A 19,279-nucleotide genomic window follows, 5' to 3' on the forward strand; every position below is an offset into this window, starting at 1 on the left:
GGGTGGCAGCGTCAGCTGCCGGGTGAGGGGTCGTACCGATCCGAACTCATGCCGATGCTCGGGCCGCATGTCGCCGCATCCGGAGATGGACATCCCCTCACCCGGCGCCTGACGGCGCCCCCCTCTCCCTCTGGGAGAGGATTGGTCGAGACCTGTGCCGCCTTCCTTCGCTTACCCCTCCTCCCCCTCCTCGTCTGCCTCCTGCTCGGCGCCTGCGCCAGCATCGTCGAGCCCGATCACTTGCGCATCTGTCGCGACGTGCTGCCGGCGCTGCATGCCGAGGGCAGCCAGATCCGCGAGAGCCGCTACGGCCCGGTGGCGGCGCTGAAGAATACGGTGCGCATCGACTATCTCGTGCGCGAGCCCGGCCAGCCGAACCTCGCCCATCACGTCATCTGCGGCTTTGCCGGCGGCGGCACCGACGCCGCCCGTTTCGAGCTTGTCCGGCTCAGCACCGAACGAGGCGACCTCGGTCCGGTGCGGCTGCTGATCCTGAAGCGCTGGTGGCTCGGCGATGCCAGGATGACGGCGGAGGCGGCGGCGCGCCGCCAGAGCCAGGCGGCCGTGCCCGAAATCCCCATGGTCTTCGCCTACGCCCTGCAGCAAGGCGCCAACGGGCTGGCCCCGGCAGCGCTCTATGGGCTGCTGGCCGCGGCCTATGCGCTGGTCTATGGCCTAATCGGCCGGATCAACCTGGCTTTCGGCGAGATCGCTGTAGCCGGCTCCTATGCCGCGGTCGGCATCGTCGCCGTCGCGGCCGCCAGCTTGGGCCTCGGCGCGGCGCTCGCCCTTGCGCTCGCCGCCGGCGCGATCACCGCGGCCGCCACCAACCTCGCCATCGGCCGGGCCGTGGTCGTGCCGATCGTCGGGCAGAAGCAGAGCGGCCAGGCCGTGCTGGTGGCGACCATCGGTGTGGCGGTCGCGCTCGGCGAGGCGCTCCGGCTGACCCATGGCTCGAGCGCGCGCTGGTCGCCGCCGATCGCCTCGGATCCGATCCCGCTGGTCCGCTCGGGCGATTTCGTCACCACGGTCACGCTCAACCAGATCGGCGTGGTCGGCTTCGCGCTCACCGTCGCGCTCGGGCTGGTCTGGCTGATCGGGCGCTCGGCCTTCGGCCGGTCCTGGCGCGCCTTCGCCGACGATCCCGGCATGGCCGCGCTGTTCGGGGTCGATCCGGGCCGGCTGGTGGCCGCGACCTTCGCGCTGGCCGGTGGCGTCGCCGGGCTTGCCGGCTTCGCCCATGCGGTGCATTTCGGCTCGGCGCATTTCGCGCTCGGCACGGTGTTCGGCCTGAAGGCGCTGGTCGCAGCGATCCTCGGCGGCGTCGGGTCGGTCCCCGGCGCCTTTCTCGGCGGCATCGCGCTTGGGCTCGCCGAAACCGCCTGGTCAGGCTATCTGCCTATCGAATGGCGCGATCCGGCGGTCTATATCGCGCTCGTGCTGCTGATCGTCGTCAGGCCCAACGGCCTGTTCGACACGAATGGGAGACCGGTGTGACGCTGTCCTTTGCCGAAATCGAAGCCGCCCGCGAGACGATCAAGGGCCGCGTCATGCGCACGCCCATGCTGGCGGCGCCAGCGCTTTCGGCCCTGACCGGCGCCCAGGTCTTCATCAAATACGAGAACCTGCAGGTCACCAATTCGTTCAAGGAACGCGGCGCGCTGGTCAAGCTCGCCAGCCTGACGGAAGCCGAGCGCCAGCGCGGCGTCATTGCCATGTCGGCCGGCAACCACGCCCAGGCAGTGGCCCTGCACGCCAACCGGCTGGGCATCCCTGCGACCATCGTCATGCCGATCACCACGCCCTTCGTGAAGGTGGCGGCGACCCGCACCCACGGTGCCCGCGTCGTGCTGGACGGTGAAACGCTGGTCGAGGCGCAGGCGCGCGCCGAGGCGATCCAGGCGGCCGAAGGCCTGGTCTGGGTACATCCCTATGACGACCCGCATGTGGTGGCGGGCCAGGGCACCATTGCCTGCGAGATGCTGGAGGACATGCCCGATCTCGACATGCTGGTCATCCCGATCGGCGGCGGCGGGCTGATCGCCGGCAATGCGCTGGCGGCAAAAGCGATCAAGCCCGGCATCGACGTTGTCGGCGTCGAAGCCTCGCTCTACCCCTCGATGTGGAACGCCGTGCATGGCGAGGACCGGCCGTGCGGCGGGCCGACGCTCGCCGAGGGCATCGCGGTGAAATTCGCCGGCAAGACCACCATTCCGGTCGTCCGTGACTTGGTCTCCGACATTGTCCTGGTCAGCGAGAGCCAGCTGGAACGGGCGGTCAATCTTTGCCTGACCCGCCAGAAGACGATTGCCGAAGGCGCGGGGGCCGCAGGCATCGCCGCCCTGCTCGCCGATCCCGCCAAATTCCGCGACAAGCGCGTCGGGCTGATCCTGACCGGCGGCAATATCGACCCGCGCATCCTCGCCTCCATCATGGTGCGCGAGCTCGAACGCGAGGACCGTATCGTCGCCATCCGCATGACCATTCCCGACCGGCCCGGCGTGCTCGGCATCATCGCCACCCTGCTCGGCCGCATGGGCGCCAACATTCTCGAAGTCGAACACCGCCGGCACTTCCTCGATACGCCGGCGAAAGGCACCAAGCTCGACATCACGATCGAGACGCGCGACCACGGCCATGCCCAGGAGATCCTGGCGGCCCTGGCGGCGGAGGGCCTGCCGGCGACACGCATCGGCTCGGGCAGCGACGACGTCAGCTGATCAGCGCCCGAGCTTGCGCTGGATGCACTGCTCGACCTGCGGCAGGAGCCGCGCCGGATAGCGGTCGCGTGGCGTGGTGGGGCCAAAGCCCAGCTCCTGCCAGCAGACGGCGCGCGCCCGCTGCGGCGTCAGCGCGCCGCCACGTTGCTGCGCCTGCATCTCCTGGGGGTGCGATGGGCCGGCCATGGCAGGACCGGAAACCAACAGGCCGGCCAGACCGGTCGCCGCGAGCACTGCAAGGCGGATCATGCGAAACCTCCCACCGACTTTGGTGAGCCGAGTGTGCCGGCCGATCGCGCGAGAAAAACCCGCCAAATGGAGGGGAACCCCAAATAAGCTTGCGATGACGCCGAGGGACGGCAGCGCCTGGGGCGAGATCGAGACGACACTGGCCGCGCCCCACGCCGCATGGCGCGCCAGGCGAAACCTGGCCATCCTGTCGAGATGGCATGAGCGTGCCGCAGCCACCGTCGAAATCCGATCGTGCGATGCCGCGGGTTTTCCCATGAACGACGGTGCCCGTCGCGGCATGCCAGCCATTTTTGGCGCGCGCCTGCCCTTGTGATCGGCCCGACCATCGCTATCGTATGAAAGAGGGGCCGGATGGGTGGCGTGGCTCCGATTCCTGTGCGAGCCCGACCGTGACCCAGCAACCGCGCGATACCCCCCAGTTCTACCTGACGGCCCCGACCAACTGCCCCTATCTGCCGGGCCAGTTCGAACGCAAGGTGTTCACCCATCTGGTCGGGCCGCGCGCGCCGGGACTGAACGACATCCTGACCCAGGGCGGGTTCCGCCGGTCGCAGTCGATCGCCTACCGCCCGGCCTGCGAGAACTGCCGGGCCTGCGTGTCGGTGCGGGTGCCGGTCAAGGATTTCCGCATGACCCGCTCGTTCCGCCGGGTGATGAAGGGCAATGCCGACCTGATCGGCGAGATGCGCGCGGCGGTGCCTACCTCGGAGCAATATTCGGTGTTCCGCGCCTATCTCGACTGGCGCCACCGTTCCGGCGGCATGGCCGACATGACCGTGCTCGATTACGCGCTGATGGTCGAGGACAGCCACGTCAATACGCGCCTCGTCGAATATCGCCGACGCGATATCGACAGCGGCGTCACCGGCCGGTCAAAGGGCGATCTGATCGCCTGCGTGCTGACCGATATCCTCGCCGACGGGCTGTCGCTGGTCTATTCGTTCTTCGAGCCGGAACATCAGGCGCGCTCGCTCGGCACCCTGGTCATTCTCGATCACATCGCCCGCGCCAAGGCCATGGGCCTGCCCTATGTCTATCTCGGCTATTGGGTCGAGGGCTCGCGCAAGATGGACTACAAGGCCCGGTTCCTGCCGCAGGAGCGGCTGCATCCGGAAGGCTGGCAACGGTTCGACGGACCGGTTGCTTAGGCGAATAGCGAATAGCGAATAGCGAATAGCGATGAAGCGAAACGCGCGGTGCGCGCCAACCCTCTCCCGCGAAGGCGCGGGCGAGGGTTCGCGCGACGGCGCCGCCTATTCGCCACTCACCATTCGCCCGACTCAACGGAACGGCGGCGAATATTGCAGGCCGCCTTTGTTCCACAGCTGGTTGGCGCCGCGCGGCAGGCCGATGCGGCTGCCGGCGCCGAGGTTGCGGTCGAAGCTCTCGCCGTAATTGCCGACATGGCGGATGATCCGCACCGCCCAATCGCGCGACAGGCCGAGCGTCTCGCCGAAATTGCCGTCGACCCCGAGCAGGCGGCGGACCTCCGGGTTGGCGCTGGTCAGGTGCTCCGACACATTGGCCTTGGTGATGCCGAGCTCCTCGGCCGCCAGCATGACGAACAGGCTCCAGCGGACGATGTCGAACCATTGCGGATCGCCCTTGCGCACCCAGGGCCCGAGCGGTTCCTTGGAGATGATCTCGGGCAGGACCATGTGGTCGTCGGGATTCTGCATCAGGAAGCGGTTGGTGGCGAGCTGCGACATGTCGGTGGTGTAGGCGTCGCAACGGCCGTTCTCGTAGGCCTTCGACACCTCGTCGAGACTGCCGAAGGTGACCACCTTGTAGGTCAGGTTCTGGGCGCGGAAATAGTCGGCGAGATTGAGCTCGTTGGTGGTGCCCTGCGAGACGCAGATGGTGGCGCCGTTGAGGTCGCGCACCGAGGCGAGACCCGCCGACTTGCGCACCAGGAAGCCCTGGCCGTCGTAATAGCTGATGGCGGTGAAGGCCAGGCCCTGGCCGATCTCGCGGCCGATCGACCAGGTCGTGGTGCGCGCGAGCACGTCGATATTGCCGCCCTGCAGCGAGATCAGCCGGTCCTTCGAGGCCAGCGGCAGATAGCGCGCCTTGTCCGGATCGTCGAAGATGGTGGCGGCCAGCGCCCGGCAGAAATCGGTGTCGAAGCCTTGCCAGACGCCCTTGTCGTCGGGCTGCGAGAAGCCCGGAACGCCCTGGCTCGCGCCGCATAGAATGAAGCCGCGCTCGCGGATCTTCTGCAGCGTGTTGCCCTGGGCGGAATTCTGCGCGAGCGCCGGCACGAGGCCGAACGCGACGGCGGCGGACGCCGCCATCAAGGTCTTCAGGATCTTCATCTGGCTTCGGTTCCCGCTGGTCGCGCGGCTTAAGCTGCCGCGTCGCCAGCCATTCAACCGAACTTGTTGTTCTTGGGGAAGCCCTTCGGCGGCAGACGGCCGGCATCGGCCCGGTTGCCGACCCATTCGCCGAGATCCTTCTCGCCGACCGTCCAGGTCCGGTCGGAGGAATCCTTCCAGGTGAGGCCCTCGGCGAGCGTGAAGGTCTTCAGGTCGGCGAGGCCGCCGCCCTTGTATTTCTGCAGGCGCACGCCCTTGCCGCGGGTCATTTCCGGCACCTGGTTCAACGGGAACACCAGGAGCTTGCGGTTTTCGCCGATGACGGCGACATGCTCGCCTTCGACGAAACGAATGGCGACGAGCTCGTCGGGCGTATCGACGCCCATGACGCCCTTGCCCTTGCGGGTGTTGGCGACCAGGTCGTCCTCGGCGACGACGAAGCCGCGGCCGTCCTTGGAGGCGAGCAGCACCTTGCGGCCGCCCTTGAACTGCACGACCTCGACGATGTCGTGCTCCTGCTCGAGATCGATCATCAGGCGGATCGGCTCGCCGGCGCCGCGTCCGCCCGGCAGCTTCGAGCCCTCGAGCGTGAACACCTTGCCGTTGGTTGCGAAGACCAGGAGCTTGGAGGTGGTCTCGGCGAAGAACGAGATCTTCAGCCGGTCGTCGGTCTTGAAGGTCAGCGTCGAGAGGTCCTGGACATGGCCCTTCAGCGCCCGGATCCAGCCCTTTTCGGAGACCACGACGGTGATCGGCTCGCGCTCGACCAGAGCCTCGGCCATGGCGCCTTCGTCATGCTCTGTCGCCTCGCCGAAGGTGGTGCGGCGCTTGCCGAGCGGCGTGTCCTTGCTGAACTGCTTTTTGACCTTGCTGATTTCCCAGGTGATGGTCTTCCACTGCAGCGCTTCCGAACCGATCAGCTTGACGATGCCGTCCTTCTCCTTGGACAGCTCGTCATGCTCCTTGCGCAACTCGATCTCCTCGAGCTTGGCCAAGGACCGCAGCCGCATGTTGAGGATCGCCTCGACCTGCACCTCGGTCAGCTCGAACCGGGCGACCAGGGCCTTTTTCGGCTCATCCGCGGTGCGGATGATGCGGATCACCTCGTCGATATTGAGATAGGCGATGATCAGGCCGGCCAGCACTTCCAGGCGGCGCTCGATCTCGGCGAGGCGATGGCGCGAGCGGCGCAGCAGCACGTCGCGGCGATGGTCGACCCATTCGCGCAGCACCTCTTTCAGGCCGACGACCCGCGGCACCTTGCCCTGCATCAACACGTTCATGTTGAGCGGGATGCGGCTTTCGAGCTCGGTCAGCCGGAACAGGCTTTCCATCATCAGTCCGCCGTCGACATTGCGCGATTTCGGCTCGAAGACGAGCCGGATATCCTCGGCGCTCTCGTCCCGGAAATCGGCGATCAGCGGGAGCTTCTTGTCGATGATCAGCTCGGCGATCTTCTCGATCAGCCGGCCCTTGGTGACGCCATAGGGGATCTGGGTGACGATGATCAGATAGGTGCCGCGGCCGGTATCCTCCTGATGCCAGCGGGCCCGGGTGCGGAAGCCGCCGCGGCCGGTGGCATAGGCCTCCTCGATCGAGGCACGGCCCTCGATGATGATGCCACCGGTGGGAAAGTCCGGGCCGGGCACATGGGCGACCAGGTCGCGCGTGGTGCAGTCGGGATTGGCGATCAGGTGCAGGGCCGCGTCGCAGATCTCGGCGGCATTGTGCGGCGGGATCGAGGTGGCCATGCCGACCGCGATGCCCTGGGAGCCGTTGGCGAGCAGGTTCGGGAAGGCGCCCGGCAGGACGACCGGCTCGTCGTCCTCCTCGTTATAGGTCTTGCGGAAATCGACCGCGTCCTCGCCGATGCCCTCGAGCAGCAGCGCCGCGACCTCGGTCATGCGCGCTTCGGTATAACGATAGGCCGCGGCGTTATCGCCGTCGATATTGCCGAAATTGCCCTGGCCGTCGACCAGCGGGTAGCGCTGGGCGAAGTCCTGGGCGAGCCGGACCAGCGCGTCATAGACCGACTGGTCGCCGTGCGGATGGTATTTACCGATGACGTCGCCGACGATGCGCGCGCACTTCTTGAACGCCGTGCCCGGGTCGAGCTTCAACAGCCGCATGGCGTGCAGGATGCGCCGATGGACCGGCTTCAGGCCGTCGCGCGCGTCCGGCAGCGCCCGGCCCATGATGGTCGACAACGCATAGGAAAGATAACGATCTTCCAGCGCATCGCGCAGATTGATGTTCTCGACGCCGTCTTCGCCGCCACCGGGCGGCAGGATACGTTCGCCCATGTTCGTGCCTCGCGAATCGGGGGAAGGTCAGATCCACTGAATAGGCGGCGGAGGCAAGGGGAACAAGCGATGAACCTCCGGCGATCGCAAATGGCCGGTGGATTACCCGGCCCTTCCGGTCACGACGAAAAGCCCCCTGCCGGTCCGGCCGGAGCCGCGACAACATGACACTTCCCCCTGCCCGCCTCTTTTCACCGTTTCGCCGCAGCCTAATTGTCAAAGGAACCGCGCAGCCGAACCGACAGTGACCGAGGAGCCCCCTTGAACAGCGGCGACACCAGTTCCACCGCTTCCACCGCGCCCGGCCCGGCGCTGGACGACGTCATCCTGCTGCCCGTGGTCCTCGCGGCGGTGGTCGCCAGGCGGCTGGCGAGGGCGACGCTTTCGCTGCTGGTGCAGATGCTCGACATCCTGTTCCCGCTGCTGCTCCAGCTGATGCGCTTTCCCCTGTTCACCCTGCGGATCATCGGCGACGGGCTGGCGCGACTGGCTCAGGCCATTGTCGGGTTGCTGCCCTTGCCTGGAGACAGGAGCCGGATCTGGCGCGAGGCGCTGCGGCAGGGCTGGGCCTGGCTCAGGCAACGGATCAGCTATCATGCCTTCGAAGAAGCTGTGCATCACGCGTTCGAAGCCGGCATGGCCTGGGTGTTCAAGACCTGCAAGACGCTGTCGCCGCGCACCGCCCTGCTGGTGATCATCGCGGCGGTGCTGTGGATCCCGATTTCCTTCGGCGCGGCAACGGCCGCCCATGCGGTGCTGATCGCCAAGGCGGCGACGCTGCCGTCATGGATGCAGCTGCTGCACGGTGTCGCCACGGTTCTCGCCAAGACCAAGCTGCTCGTCCTGCCGGTCTATCCGGCGGCCTGGCCCCAGGCCCGGCGACATCCGGCCGTCGGCACGCTCCTGCGCCTTTGCCAAAGGCTCGCCGCGCTGCCGATGATGCAGAAGCTCGGGCTGCGCTACCGGCAGACGGACGGCGCCGTGACCCGGGCTTTTTTGGCCGTGCGGCGGACCGCCCGGGCGATCGGCTTGACCGGTTTCTGGAGGTCCGCGTCGCGGTTGCTGCGGGCCTCGGCCGCGGCCGTCGGCGAAATCGCGAGCCGGGCAGCGGCCGGCATGGTGGGCGTGCTGGTGCGTGCCCCGCTCGTGGGGCCGGTCGTCGCGCGCTACGTGGCGCATTACGAGAGCACCCGCAGCGCCCATCCGGAGACGATCAGCGCGCGCACGAAGTCGTTCTTCGACCACTGGTCGGTCAAGTTCACCGCCGAATATTACGAGGCCCGCGAGGCCGCCGGGGCGGCCGGCGCGCCCAATGCGGGCCATGGCGGCAGGCCGCACTGATCGGGGCCGGCGGGCGCGGGGGCCTTGCCTCGAGAGGCCTCGGGCCTTCGGGGCAAAGGCGGCTATCGGAACATCACGCCTGGGGGCTAAGTTAAAGCCTCCAGAGACACCGACGACTCGATGAGAGCCCTCCGATGATCCACCGCCTTGTCGCCGCCCTGCTCGCCCCCGCCCTCACCGCGCTCGCACTGACGCTGCCCGCCCTGGAGGCCAGGGCCGCCGGCGACCGGCCGGACCTGATCTTCCGCCGCTCCACCGTGTTCCGCCTGCTGTCGCCGAACGACAAGCTCGCCACCTATGGCATCGACGACCCGAATGTGGAGGGGGTGGCTTGCCATTTCACCGTGCCGGAAAAGGGCGGCTGGGCCGGCACTTTCGGTTTCGCCGAGCAATTGTCCGACGTTTCGCTGTCGTGCCACCAGATCGCGCCGATCCGGTTTCGCACCCGCTCGGGCCAGGGCGACGTGGTGTTCTCCGAAGGGCGCTCGTTCTTCTTCAAGCGCGTGCAGATCGTGCGCGGCTGCGATGCCGCCCGCAACGTGCTGGTCTACATGATCTATTCCGACAAGCTGATCGACGGCTCGCCGCAGAACTCGACCTCCAGCGTGCCGATCATGCCGTGGGGCGCCAATGGCGACGTCCAGCGCTGCAGCGAGTGGATCCAGTAGGGCCGCGCCGACGAGATCACCCCGGCTGCCGGCAAATGGTGCGATTGAAGCTTGCGCGCGCCGGCAGGCGCTTGCGCGTGCAGGCCTGTTCGCACAGCTTTTCGAACTCGTCTGCCTGGAACCGCTGATACAGCCCGCGCATCGCATTGACGATCCGCTGGTTCGCCATCGACAGGCCCGAGACCCCTTCCGAGCACGCGGCATCCATGCGGGTACATTCCCGCAGGGCCTGCCGATACAGACTTTCGCAATGCTCGCCAGTCAGCCGCAGCGGCCCCACCGCCGGACGCGCCTCGAAGGTCAACTCGCCATTGGCGAAGGTCATCGAGCGGATCTTGCCGTCGAAATAGGGCAAGCTGATCGAGAAGGAATCCGGACCGGTCCTGCGCGGCGTGCCGTTCGACCAGCTCGCCTCGAACGGACCCGCCTGATAGCGCACATTGCCTGCCGACTGCACGATGAAGCGGGTCGAGGGAATTCCGCAGGCGGACCCGCCGCAATCCTCATCCAGCAAGACGACCGTATGGTTCTGCAGCACGATCGGCTGACCGGCGAAGGTCAGCTGGTCCTCCTCGGTGCAATAAAGCTGCTGACCACCTGAAACCGCGCATTTTTTCCCATCGTTGCTGGTGATTTCCAGGGTTCCGAACGACGTGGTGACCCTCAAATCATCGGCACGGGCGAGGGTCATTCCGAGAAGCCCGAAGGCCATCACTGCAAAAATCGTCAAGCGCACTGGTACAAACCTTCTTGCCCGCGCGCCGCATGCCGACGAATGACCCGCGGTCCACGGGCTGATCGTACCGGGCAATTGCGCGACGCTCTAAAACGTTCTTTTTATGTTCTCAACGCGAATGCACGTCAAGATGGTCGGCGCGCTTCGCGCAAATGTGGCGGTTGCGCGAACCCTCGCCCACGTCCTCGCGGGAGAGGGTTCGTGCGCGCTGTTCTCTCTCCCGCTTGACGACATCACGCCAATCTGCGCTATCTCACCGCCATGAACGGTTTCTCGACCATTTCCGGGATTATTTGCGGCTGAGCGATAGCGCTGGCCGGCAGACGTTCTTTGCCTCTACTCTGGAAGCAAAAGATCCCTCCCCGGCCAGCGGAGCGCTCGAGCTTTGCGAGGACGGCCATGACGATCAGGCTCTACAACACGCTCACACGATCGAAGGACGTCTTCCGTCCGATCGACGAAGCGAATGTGCGCATGTATGTCTGCGGGCCGACCGTCTATGACGACGCTCATATCGGCAATGCGCGGCCGGTGATCATCTTCGACCTGTTGTTCCGGCTGCTGCGCCACACCTATGGCGCCGATCACGTCACCTATGCCCGCAACATCACGGACCTCGACGACAAGATCAACAAGCGGGCCTATGAGCGCGGCATTACCATTCGCGAGCTGACCGAGGGCACCACGGCGCGCTTTCATGCGGCCATCGATGCGCTGGGCGCGCTGCGTCCGACGGTGGAGCCGCGCGCCACCGATCACATCGCTGAAATGAAGGCGATCTGCGAGCGGCTGGTCGCATCCGGCCATGCCTATGTCGCCGAAGACCATGTGCTGTTCTCGGTGCCCTCCATGCCCGATTACGGCAAGCTGTCGAAGCGGCCGCTCGACGACATGATCGCCGGCGCGCGCGTCGATGTCGCGCCCTACAAGCGATCGGAAATGGATTTCGTGCTGTGGAAGCCGTCGCGCGAGCCGCACGAGCCGGGCTGGCCGAGCCCCTGCGGCATCGCCCAGCCGGGCCGCCCCGGCTGGCATATCGAATGCTCGGCGATGAGCTGGAAGCACCTCGGCGAGGTCTTCGACATCCATGGCGGCGGCATCGACCTGGTCTTCCCCCACCACGAGAACGAGGTCGCGCAGACCACCTGCGCCTTCGGCCATGCGGTCATGGCCAATGTCTGGATGCATAACGGCTTTCTGCAGGTGGAAGGCGACAAGATGTCGAAAAGCCTCGGCAATTTCGTCACCATCCAGGAACTGCTCGACGGCTGGGAGGGCAAGGCCTGGCCCGGCGAAGTGCTGCGCCTGACCATGATGAAGGGACACTACCGCCAGCCGATCGACTGGACGGTGCGGGCCATGGAGGAGAGCTGGAAGACGCTGGAGAACTGGTACCGGGTCACGGCGGGCGTCACGCCCGGCACCGTGCCGGCGCCCGTGCTCGAGGCGCTGGCCGACGACCTCAACACGGCCAAGACCATTGCCGAGCTGCATGGACTGGAAAAGCGTGGCGATGCCGCCGGCCTCGCCGCGGCGCTGGCGCTGATGGGCTTCGACGGCAGCCGCGCGGTCGAGCTGACCAGCGCCGAGGCCGAGGACGAGAAGGACGTGGCGCGGATCGAGGACATGGTCGCGGCCAGGCTTGCCGCCCGCAAGGCCAAGGATTTCGCCGAATCCGACCGGATCCGCGACGATCTCGCCGCCATGGGCATTCAGCTGAAGGACGGCAAGGACAAGGTCACGGGCGAGCCGATTACCACCTGGGAGGTGGCGCGCTGAGCGCCCCTCCCGCCGGCGGTCGCGCTTCCGCGTCGCCCGCATGGCTCAGCTCCCGTCCTTTCCGTTCCAGTGCTCGACCATCAACGCCCCAGGCGGGTCGATCGCCTCTCCAAGGCCGCGTCATGACCGAACGCCCGACGACCGAACGTCTCTATCTCTTCGACACCACCTTGCGCGACGGCGCGCAGACCACCGGGGTCGACTTCACCCTCGACGACAAGCTCAAGATCGCGGCGCTGCTGGATGATCTCGGCCTCGACTATATCGAGGGCGGCTATCCCGGCGCCAACCCGACCGACACCGCCCTGTTCGCCGAAAAGCGTTCGCTTCGCGCAGGCTTCACCGCCTTCGGCATGACCAAGCGGGCGGGTCGCTCGGCCGCCAACGATCCGGGCGTCGCGGCGCTCCTGGACGCCAGGGCCGACGCCATCTGTTTCGTCGCCAAGGCCTGGGATTATCATGTCCATGTCGCCCTCGGCGCGACGCTGGACGAAAACCTCGAAGGCATCCGCGACTCCGTCGAGGCGGCCAAGGCGCGCGGCTTCGAGGTAATGCTCGACTGCGAGCATTTCTTCGATGGCTTCAAGGCCAATCCCGATTATGCGCTGACCTGCGCCCGGACCGCCTATGAGGCCGGCGCGCGCTGGGTGGTGCTGTGCGACACCAATGGCGGCACGCTGCCCGAAGAGGTCTCCGAGATCGTCGCCCAGGTGATCGGCCACGTCCCCGGCGACCATCTCGGCATCCACGCCCATAACGACACCGAGCAGGCGGTGGCCAATTCGCTGGCCGCGGTGCGCGCCGGCTGCCGGCAGATCCAGGGCACGATGAACGGGCTCGGCGAGCGCTGCGGCAATGCCAATCTCGCCTCGATCATCCCGACCCTGCTCCTGAAGAAGAGTTATGCCGACCGCTTCAGCATCGGCGTCAGCGCCGACAAGCTCACCCATCTGACCAGCGCCTCGCGCAAGCTCGACGAATTGCTCAACCGCTCGCCCAACCGCCACGCGCCCTATGTCGGCGCCTCGGCCTTCGCCACCAAGGCCGGCATCCATGCCTCCGCGGTGATGAAGGAGCCGGAGACCTATGAGCACGTGCCGCCGGATCTCGTCGGCAATCGGCGCCATGTGCTGGTCTCCGAACAGGCCGGCAAGTCGAATGTGCTGGCGGAGCTGGAGCGCGTGGGCCTGACGGTGGCCAAGGACGACCCGCGGGTCGCGCGCATCCTCGACGAGGTCAAGGAACGTGAGAGCCTGGGTTACGCCTATGAGGGAGCGGACGCCTCGTTCTTCCTGCTGGCCAAGCGGATGATGGGCGAAGTGCCCGTGTTCTTCGAGGTCGAGCGTTTCCAGGTCAATGTCGAGCGGCGCTGGAACGCGCTCGGCGATCTCGTTTCCTTCTCCGAGGCGGTGGTGAAGGTGAAGGTCGGCGACGAAGAGCTGATCTCGGCGGCCGAAGGCAATGGCCCGATCAATGCGCTCGATGCCGCGCTGCGCAAGGATCTCGGCAAGTACCAGCGCTTCATCCAGGACCTGGAACTGGTCGATTTCCGTGTCCGGATCCTGAACGGCGGCACCGGCGCCGTGACACGCGTGCTGATCGAGAGCAAGGACGGCCAGGGCGAGACCTGGACGACCGTCGGCGTGTCGCCCAACATCATCGACGCGAGCTTTCAGGCCCTGACGGATTCAATCACCTACAAGCTGGTGAAGGACGGCGTCGGCGTGTGAACGAGGCTCGTTCGGCAACACCCTGGCGGGGACTTGGGCCTGGGACGCGGATGACGCCGCGTTGCGTCGCCTGCCTCGGACGCAAGAGCTTTGCCGCTGCCGATTGGCCTATTGCATCAAAGTCGGTCGTCCTTCGAGGCTCGCGTCGCTCGCGCCCCCGGGATGAGGATGCTCGACACGGACGGCGATCTGGTCGCTGCCGTTCTCATGGAGGATCAGACGTGCGGCTCGCCCGTCGTCACCGGGTTCAAAGGTGATCTGGGCGTTGATGGCCTTGTAGAAGTACCGCCACTCCGACGCGGGAAACAGCCGGGTCGGCTCGCCGGTATGACGGACGAAGAGCCGCCCCTCGGCGCTCGTCACGTCGAGCATGCGATAGGGGTTGATCCGATAGCGGCCGGTCAGCCGGCTAAAGACGGCAGGGTCGACCGGCGCCTCCGTCCTGAACCAGAGCGGCGCACACCGCGTATCGAGGATGTGAACGCCGAGGTCGACGACCGCATCGACATTGGAGTTGCTCAGCACGACGATCCCGCGTTTCCACTCCGGGATATGCCGGACGAATGATCTGGTCCCGCCGGTGCCGCCGGAATGAGCGATGGCCATGCCGCCGTCCGGGTGCGCCACGCCCAATCCCAGCCCGCCCTGTTCGCGTGGCGTGACGATGGGACCCACCATTGGCCCGATCGGCGATTTGGCATCGCCCAGCGCCTCGACGAAGACGAGCATGTCGACCGCGGTCGAGCGCAGTGCGCCGGCTCCCGCCAGGACGCCGAAGTTCCACAGCGGAAGAACGTCGAGGCTCGAATCGTGGGGACTTGCCAGCCTTTGCTCCAGACGGGGCGGCAGGCCAATGACCGTGTCGTTCATCGCGAGCGGAACGAGGATACGCTGCCGCACCAGGGCTTCATAATCCCGGACGCCGGCGCGATGCGCCAAGGCATGGCCGAGCAAGCCCACGCCAAGGTTGGAATAGGCATGGATATCGCCCGGCGTCGACAACAGCTCGCATTCGCCCAGACATGCGTAAAGCGCACTCTCGCTGTAATGCGCATAGGGATCGCCGGTTTCACGCGACTGCAGATTGGCCGGGCGCCGCGGCAGTCCGGAACGATGAGTCGCCAGGTCGCGAAGCGTTATCTCCCGGCCATTGCGGGCCGGAACGTTCACGCCGCTCGGCAGGAGACGGGCAACCGGCTCATCGAGGCCGAGCTCGCCGCGCTGCGCCATGTCGGCGAGGAGCAAGGCGGTGAACAGCTTGGTAATGGATCCGATTTCGAAAACCGTGTCTCGCGTCACGGGATCGCCGGACAGGCCGTCCCGACATCCATGCGCGACGAAAGCGCGCTCCTTCGCGTCCGAAATGCCAACGACCATGCCGCGCGACAGGCGAAGTTCGTCGACGCGCCGGGCCAGCATCCGCTGAACCGCTTCGCCGGGCGGGAGGCTCGGGGGGACGACGGGGGGCGACATGGCAAGCTCGCGAATGGCCTACGGATCAGCCGCGACACTAGCCTGCCCCAGATGGGTTCGTGAAGAAAAAGGGGCGCCGGCACGACCCGGCACCCGCCGGCCGGATCGGCTCCGAGCTGGAGGCGGCCGTCGTCGGCATCCGAGGTCGCGCAGCATCCCCCTCACCCACCTCTTCGTGGGAGAGGGTTCACGCAGCCCCTCACATCTTGCCGATCAGAACCGGCTCATGCTCCTCCGACAGCGCCTCCTCCGGCAGGTCGGCGACAGCCGCCTGCAGCGCCGGGATGATTTCGGCGGCATGCTCGACCAAGCTGTATTTCACCGCCAGTTCGGGCCGGATGAAGCCCTCTTCGCGCATATGGGCGAGCAGCACCTTCAGCGGGTCCCAGAAGCCGCCGATATTGGCGATGATCACCGGCTTGCGGTGGCGGCCGAGCTGCGCCCAGGTCAATTGCTCGACCAGTTCCTCGAGCGTGCCGATGCCGCCCGGCAAGGCGACGAAGCTGTCGGCCTTGTGGAACATCATCATCTTGCGGACATGCATGTCGGGAACCGTGATCAGCTCCTGCACGCCGTCCAGCGCCATTTCCTTGCGCTTGAGGAATTCCGGAATGATGCCGGTGACCTGACCGCCATTCTCGATGACCGCGCCGGCGAGCGCCCCCATCAGGCCGGTGCCGCCGCCGCCATAGACCAGCCGGATGCCGGCCGCGGCCATGGCGGCCCCGAACTCCTTGGCCGCCTGCAGATGGATCGCCGCATGGCCGTTGCCCGAGCCGCAATAGACGCAAATGGAACGAATGGTGGCCATGACGGGTCCCCGTGAATCTCGACCGCCATGATAGCGGGCCTCAGGCGCCGGGTCAGCCAGTCTTATCAACGCACTCTTGCACTGCGGTGGTTCTTGCGAGGGATCGGCATCGCGGCTGGCATGCGCCGCGCCCCCTGCAAAGGCGGGCGACTGTGCTTATATCGGTTCCAGACAAGAATGCTGTGGCGCCCGCCCGCCGAAAAGCCCGATACCAGCCAGCCCCGATACGCCTTCAACCTCGAGACCATTTTGTCGATATCAGACCCAGCCACGGCCAGTTCTCCCGCCGGACGCCCGCGCGTTTCCGCGGAAGGTGGCGCGCTGTCGCGCACCATCCTGCATCTGTGGCCGTTCATCTGGCCTGGCGACCGGGCCGACCTGAAGCTGCGCGTGGTCTGGGCCATGGTGATGCTGCTGGTCGCGAAGCTCGTGACCATGGTGGTGCCGTTCACCTTCAAATGGGCGACCGACGCGCTGGCCGCGCCCAGGGTCGCCGACATGTCGTGGTGGCTCTGGCTGATGGCACCGCCGGTGGCGCTGACGCTCGGCTACGGCCTGGCCCGCATCATCATGGCGCTGATCACCCAGATGCGCGACGGCCTGTTCGCCAAGGTGTCGATGCATGCGGTCAGGCGACTGGCGCTGATCACCTTCGAGCACATGCACAAGCTGTCGCTGCGCTTCCATCTGGAACGCAAGACCGGCGGCCTGACCCGCGTGCTGGAGCGCGGCCGCAACGGCATCGAGACCATCGTCCGCATGCTGATGCTGCAACTCGCCCCGACCATCATCGAACTGGTGATGATCGTCGGCGTGCTGCTGTGGATGTTCGACTGGCGCTACGTGGTGGTGATCCTGGCGACGGTGGCGCTCTATCTCTGGTTCACCTATTCGGCGACCGAGTGGCGCATCAACATCCGCCGCGACATGAACGACAGCGACAACAACGCCAATGTGAAGGCGATCGACTCGCTGCTGAACTACGAGACGGTGAAATATTTCGGCGCCGAGGCGCGCGAGAAGGCCCGCTACGACGTCTCCATGGCGAAATACGAGGCGGCCTCCACCAAGGCCTATACCTCGCTCGCCGTGCTGAACTCCGGCCAGGCGGTGATCTTTACGCTGGGCATGACCGCCTGCATGGTGATGTGCGCCATCGACATAGCCCAGGGCCGCAACACGGTCGGCGATTTCGTCATGGTCAACGCCATGATGATCCAGCTGTACCAGCCGCTCAATTTCATGGGCATGGTCTATCGCGAGATCAAGCAGGCGGTGACCGACATCGAGGCGATGTTCCAGATCCTCGACCGCAATCCGGAGATCCAGGACAAGCCGGGCGCCCTGCCCCTGGCGGTCAGCGGCGGCGCGATCCGCTTCGAGGACGTCACCTTCGCCTATGATCCGGCCCGGCCGATCCTGAAAGGCGTGAGCTTCGATGTGCCGGCCGGCAAGACGGTGGCGATCGTCGGCCCTTCGGGCGCCGGCAAATCGACCATCTCGCGCCTGCTGTTCCGCTTCTACGAGATCTCGGGCGGCCGCATCACCATTGACGGCCAGGACATCCGCGACGTCACCCAGGGCTCGCTGCGCCAGGCCATCGGCATGGTGCCGCAGGACACCGTGCTGTTCAACGACACCATCCGCTACAACATCCGCTACGGCCGCTGGGATGCCGACGACGCCGAGGTCGAGGCCGCCGCCAAGCTCGCCCAGATCCACGAATTCATCCGCCACAACCCCGACGGCTACGAGACCGAGGTCGGCGAACGCGGCCTGAAGCTCTCGGGCGGCGAGAAGCAGCGCGTGGCGATCGCCCGCACCATCCTGAAATCGCCGCCGATCCTGGTGCTGGACGAGGCGACGTCGGCGCTGGACAGCCATACCGAGCGCGAGATCCAGGGCGCGCTCGACAAGGTCGCGGAGAACCGCACGGCGATCGTCATCGCGCACCGGCTGTCGACCATTGTCGGCGCCGACGAGATCATCGTGCTGGAAGGCGGTCGGGTCGCCGAACGCGGAACCCATGGCGAGCTGCTTGCGCGTCATGGCCTCTATGCCGGATTGTGGAATCGCCAACGCGAGGCCGCCGAGGCACAGGAGAAGATTGCCGGCCTCGATCGTGGAACGCCGGCGCGGGCGCAGGAGCCCGCCTCACAATCGCAGGAATCACTCAGTGAACTGCTGAGCGAACCCTCCAGCAAGACGCCCCAAGAGGCGGCGGAATGAGACCCATGGTCGAGGCACGCGAAAGGCCCCTGTCGCTTTCCTACCGACGGCCCGCCGACAATAGCGAGCGCGCCGTGCTGGAAGGCGCGCTGGACGAGCTGCGCCTGCAGCCGCAGGCCGATCTCGCCGAGGTCGGCTCCGGCATCGGTCTCGGGCTCCTGTCGCTGATCTTCATCGGTCCCTTGGTGCTGCTCGCCGCCTGGGGCCTGCAATTCGTCACCGGCCTGTCATTCGGCACCGACCGCACCTGGACCATCGCCGCCTGCCTCTGGCTGGCCGCCTGGGGCGGCGCCGGCATGGTCCGGGTGGTCGCCAAGCGCGCCCGCATGACGGCGGCCAAGCGCGCGCTCGCCGCCGATATCGCCTCCGACGAAGTGGTCGAGGAAAGCTGGCGCTTCGTCGAGGCGATCGGCTACCAGGAGGCCGAAAAGCTGCCGCTGCTCTATGTGCTGCACGCCGACAATGGCGGCGCGGTCGCCTTCGAGGAAACCAAGCTGATCGGCCGCGAGCGGATGCCGGGCGAGGCAGTGTTCTCGGCCGCCCCCTCCGACGCCGTGCTGGTGCGCGGCGCCAAGTCCGGCCTGCTGGTCAGCGAGAACTATTCGGGGCCGCCTTTGCCGATCCTGGAGATCCACCAGCTCACCTTGCCGCGCGACGAACGGCCAGCCCATGGCACGCCGCTCGACCGGCCCTGGGGCGCGGTGTCGCCCTGGCTCACCGGCAAGGGCCGTTCGTCGGCTTGAGGGGGGCTTACCGGCCAAATTCGTCGCCACGGGAGATCCGGCACAGGACGCACCTCTTACCTCTCCCCGGCGGGGAGAGGTCGGCCGAAGGCCGGGAGCGGGGGTTTTGTCGTTTGAGAATAATGCCTTGCGCGTTTCGCATGGTGCTCGCTCGTCAAGCGCCTCGCCCCCTCTCCCGA

Annotated in this window: 15 protein-coding genes; 9 read left to right on the forward strand and 6 right to left on the reverse strand. The window is 66.6% G+C overall.

The genetic code is table 11. The annotated features are described in order from the left end of the window. The first annotated feature begins 240 nt into the window (after positions 1-240). Both AC07WJ_RS26115 and AC07WJ_RS26120 read left to right on the forward strand, forming a co-directional pair. Positions 241-1,497, forward strand: a complete 1,257-nt coding sequence (locus tag AC07WJ_RS26115) for a branched-chain amino acid ABC transporter permease (RefSeq protein WP_494937611.1) — start codon at positions 241-243, stop codon at positions 1,495-1,497. 53 nt (positions 1,498-1,550) lie between these two features. Then, the gene (locus AC07WJ_RS26120) at positions 1,551-2,720 is read left to right on the forward strand and encodes a threonine ammonia-lyase (RefSeq protein ID WP_494937889.1); all 1,170 of its coding nucleotides are present in this window, start codon (positions 1,551-1,553) and stop codon (positions 2,718-2,720) included. Here AC07WJ_RS26120 and AC07WJ_RS26125 read toward each other — a convergent pair whose 3' ends face one another. Continuing rightward, positions 2,721-2,969 carry a hypothetical protein gene (locus tag AC07WJ_RS26125; RefSeq protein ID WP_494937612.1) on the reverse strand — a complete coding sequence of 83 codons (249 nt, stop codon included), beginning with the start codon at positions 2,967-2,969 and terminating at the stop codon, positions 2,721-2,723. A gap of 392 nt (positions 2,970-3,361) precedes the next feature. Here AC07WJ_RS26125 and AC07WJ_RS26130 point away from each other — a divergent pair, with 392 nt between their 5' ends. Then, the gene (locus tag AC07WJ_RS26130) at positions 3,362-4,120 is read left to right on the forward strand and encodes an arginyltransferase (RefSeq protein WP_494937613.1); all 759 of its coding nucleotides are present in this window, start codon (positions 3,362-3,364) and stop codon (positions 4,118-4,120) included. A 132-nt stretch (positions 4,121-4,252) separates the two neighbouring features. Here AC07WJ_RS26130 and AC07WJ_RS26135 read toward each other — a convergent pair whose 3' ends face one another. Continuing rightward, positions 4,253-5,269: an amino acid ABC transporter substrate-binding protein gene (locus AC07WJ_RS26135; protein ID WP_494937890.1), complete on the reverse strand. Its 1,017-nt coding sequence runs from the start codon at positions 5,267-5,269 to the stop codon at positions 4,253-4,255. A gap of 71 nt (positions 5,270-5,340) precedes the next feature. Then, the gene (parC, locus tag AC07WJ_RS26140; RefSeq protein ID WP_494937614.1) at positions 5,341-7,590 is read right to left on the reverse strand and encodes a DNA topoisomerase IV subunit A; all 2,250 of its coding nucleotides are present in this window, start codon (positions 7,588-7,590) and stop codon (positions 5,341-5,343) included. A 261-nt stretch (positions 7,591-7,851) separates the two neighbouring features. Between parC and AC07WJ_RS26145 the strand changes: the two genes are divergently transcribed. Further along, the gene (locus tag AC07WJ_RS26145; RefSeq protein ID WP_494937615.1) at positions 7,852-8,931 is read left to right on the forward strand and encodes a hypothetical protein; all 1,080 of its coding nucleotides are present in this window, start codon (positions 7,852-7,854) and stop codon (positions 8,929-8,931) included. Positions 8,932-9,065: 134 nt separating this feature from the next. Next, the gene (locus AC07WJ_RS26150) at positions 9,066-9,599 is read left to right on the forward strand and encodes a CreA family protein (RefSeq protein WP_494937616.1); all 534 of its coding nucleotides are present in this window, start codon (positions 9,066-9,068) and stop codon (positions 9,597-9,599) included. 16 nt (positions 9,600-9,615) lie between these two features. On the opposite strand, the gene AC07WJ_RS26155 is transcribed toward AC07WJ_RS26150, so the two are convergent. Further along, entirely contained in the window at positions 9,616-10,335 is a 720-nt protein-coding gene (locus tag AC07WJ_RS26155; protein ID WP_494937617.1) for a hypothetical protein, read from the reverse strand. A gap of 399 nt (positions 10,336-10,734) precedes the next feature. Here AC07WJ_RS26155 and cysS point away from each other — a divergent pair, with 399 nt between their 5' ends. Together cysS and cimA are read left to right on the forward strand one after the other, a co-directional pair. Then, on the forward strand, positions 10,735-12,114 hold the full coding sequence (cysS, locus tag AC07WJ_RS26160; protein WP_494937618.1) for a cysteine--tRNA ligase: 1,380 nt from the start codon (positions 10,735-10,737) through the stop codon (positions 12,112-12,114). A 122-nt stretch (positions 12,115-12,236) separates the two neighbouring features. Beyond that, positions 12,237-13,844 (forward strand): citramalate synthase, encoded by a 1,608-nt coding sequence (gene cimA, locus AC07WJ_RS26165; protein WP_494937619.1) that lies wholly within the window; start codon positions 12,237-12,239, stop codon positions 13,842-13,844. 108 nt (positions 13,845-13,952) lie between these two features. On the opposite strand, the gene AC07WJ_RS26170 is transcribed toward cimA, so the two are convergent. Then, positions 13,953-15,317, reverse strand: a complete 1,365-nt coding sequence (locus AC07WJ_RS26170; protein ID WP_494937620.1) for a serine hydrolase — start codon at positions 15,315-15,317, stop codon at positions 13,953-13,955. 199 nt (positions 15,318-15,516) lie between these two features. Then, complete coding sequence (locus AC07WJ_RS26175) at positions 15,517-16,128, reverse strand: LOG family protein (protein WP_494937621.1); 612 nt, start codon at positions 16,126-16,128, stop codon at positions 15,517-15,519. A gap of 321 nt (positions 16,129-16,449) precedes the next feature. Here AC07WJ_RS26175 and AC07WJ_RS26180 point away from each other — a divergent pair, with 321 nt between their 5' ends. Then, positions 16,450-18,357 carry an ABCB family ABC transporter ATP-binding protein/permease gene (locus tag AC07WJ_RS26180; protein ID WP_494937891.1) on the forward strand — a complete coding sequence of 636 codons (1,908 nt, stop codon included), beginning with the start codon at positions 16,450-16,452 and terminating at the stop codon, positions 18,355-18,357. After that, entirely contained in the window at positions 18,354-19,100 is a 747-nt protein-coding gene (locus tag AC07WJ_RS26185; protein ID WP_494937622.1) for a hypothetical protein, read from the forward strand. The genes AC07WJ_RS26180 and AC07WJ_RS26185 overlap by 4 nt, the downstream gene beginning before the upstream one ends. Positions 19,101-19,279: the final 179 nt, after the last annotated feature.

Source organism: Phreatobacter sp. GW821-FHT04C01 (assembly GCF_059420385.1).

Coding starts and splice junctions, on each gene's coding strand:
- AC07WJ_RS26120 (WP_494937889.1), top strand. CDS start 1,551: ATGCGCACGCCCATGCTGGCGGCGCCAGCGCTTTCGGCCCTGACCGGC.
- AC07WJ_RS26125 (WP_494937612.1), bottom strand. CDS start 2,969: ATGATCCGCCTTGCAGTGCTCGCGGCGACCGGTCTGGCCGGCCTGTTG.
- parC (WP_494937614.1), bottom strand. CDS start 7,590: ATGGGCGAACGTATCCTGCCGCCCGGTGGCGGCGAAGACGGCGTCGAG.
- AC07WJ_RS26150 (WP_494937616.1), top strand. CDS start 9,066: ATGATCCACCGCCTTGTCGCCGCCCTGCTCGCCCCCGCCCTCACCGCG.
- cysS (WP_494937618.1), top strand. CDS start 10,735: ATGACGATCAGGCTCTACAACACGCTCACACGATCGAAGGACGTCTTC.
- cimA (WP_494937619.1), top strand. CDS start 12,237: ATGACCGAACGCCCGACGACCGAACGTCTCTATCTCTTCGACACCACC.
- AC07WJ_RS26170 (WP_494937620.1), bottom strand. CDS start 15,317: ATGTCGCCCCCCGTCGTCCCCCCGAGCCTCCCGCCCGGCGAAGCGGTT.
- AC07WJ_RS26175 (WP_494937621.1), bottom strand. CDS start 16,128: ATGGCCACCATTCGTTCCATTTGCGTCTATTGCGGCTCGGGCAACGGC.
- AC07WJ_RS26185 (WP_494937622.1), top strand. CDS start 18,354: ATGAGACCCATGGTCGAGGCACGCGAAAGGCCCCTGTCGCTTTCCTAC.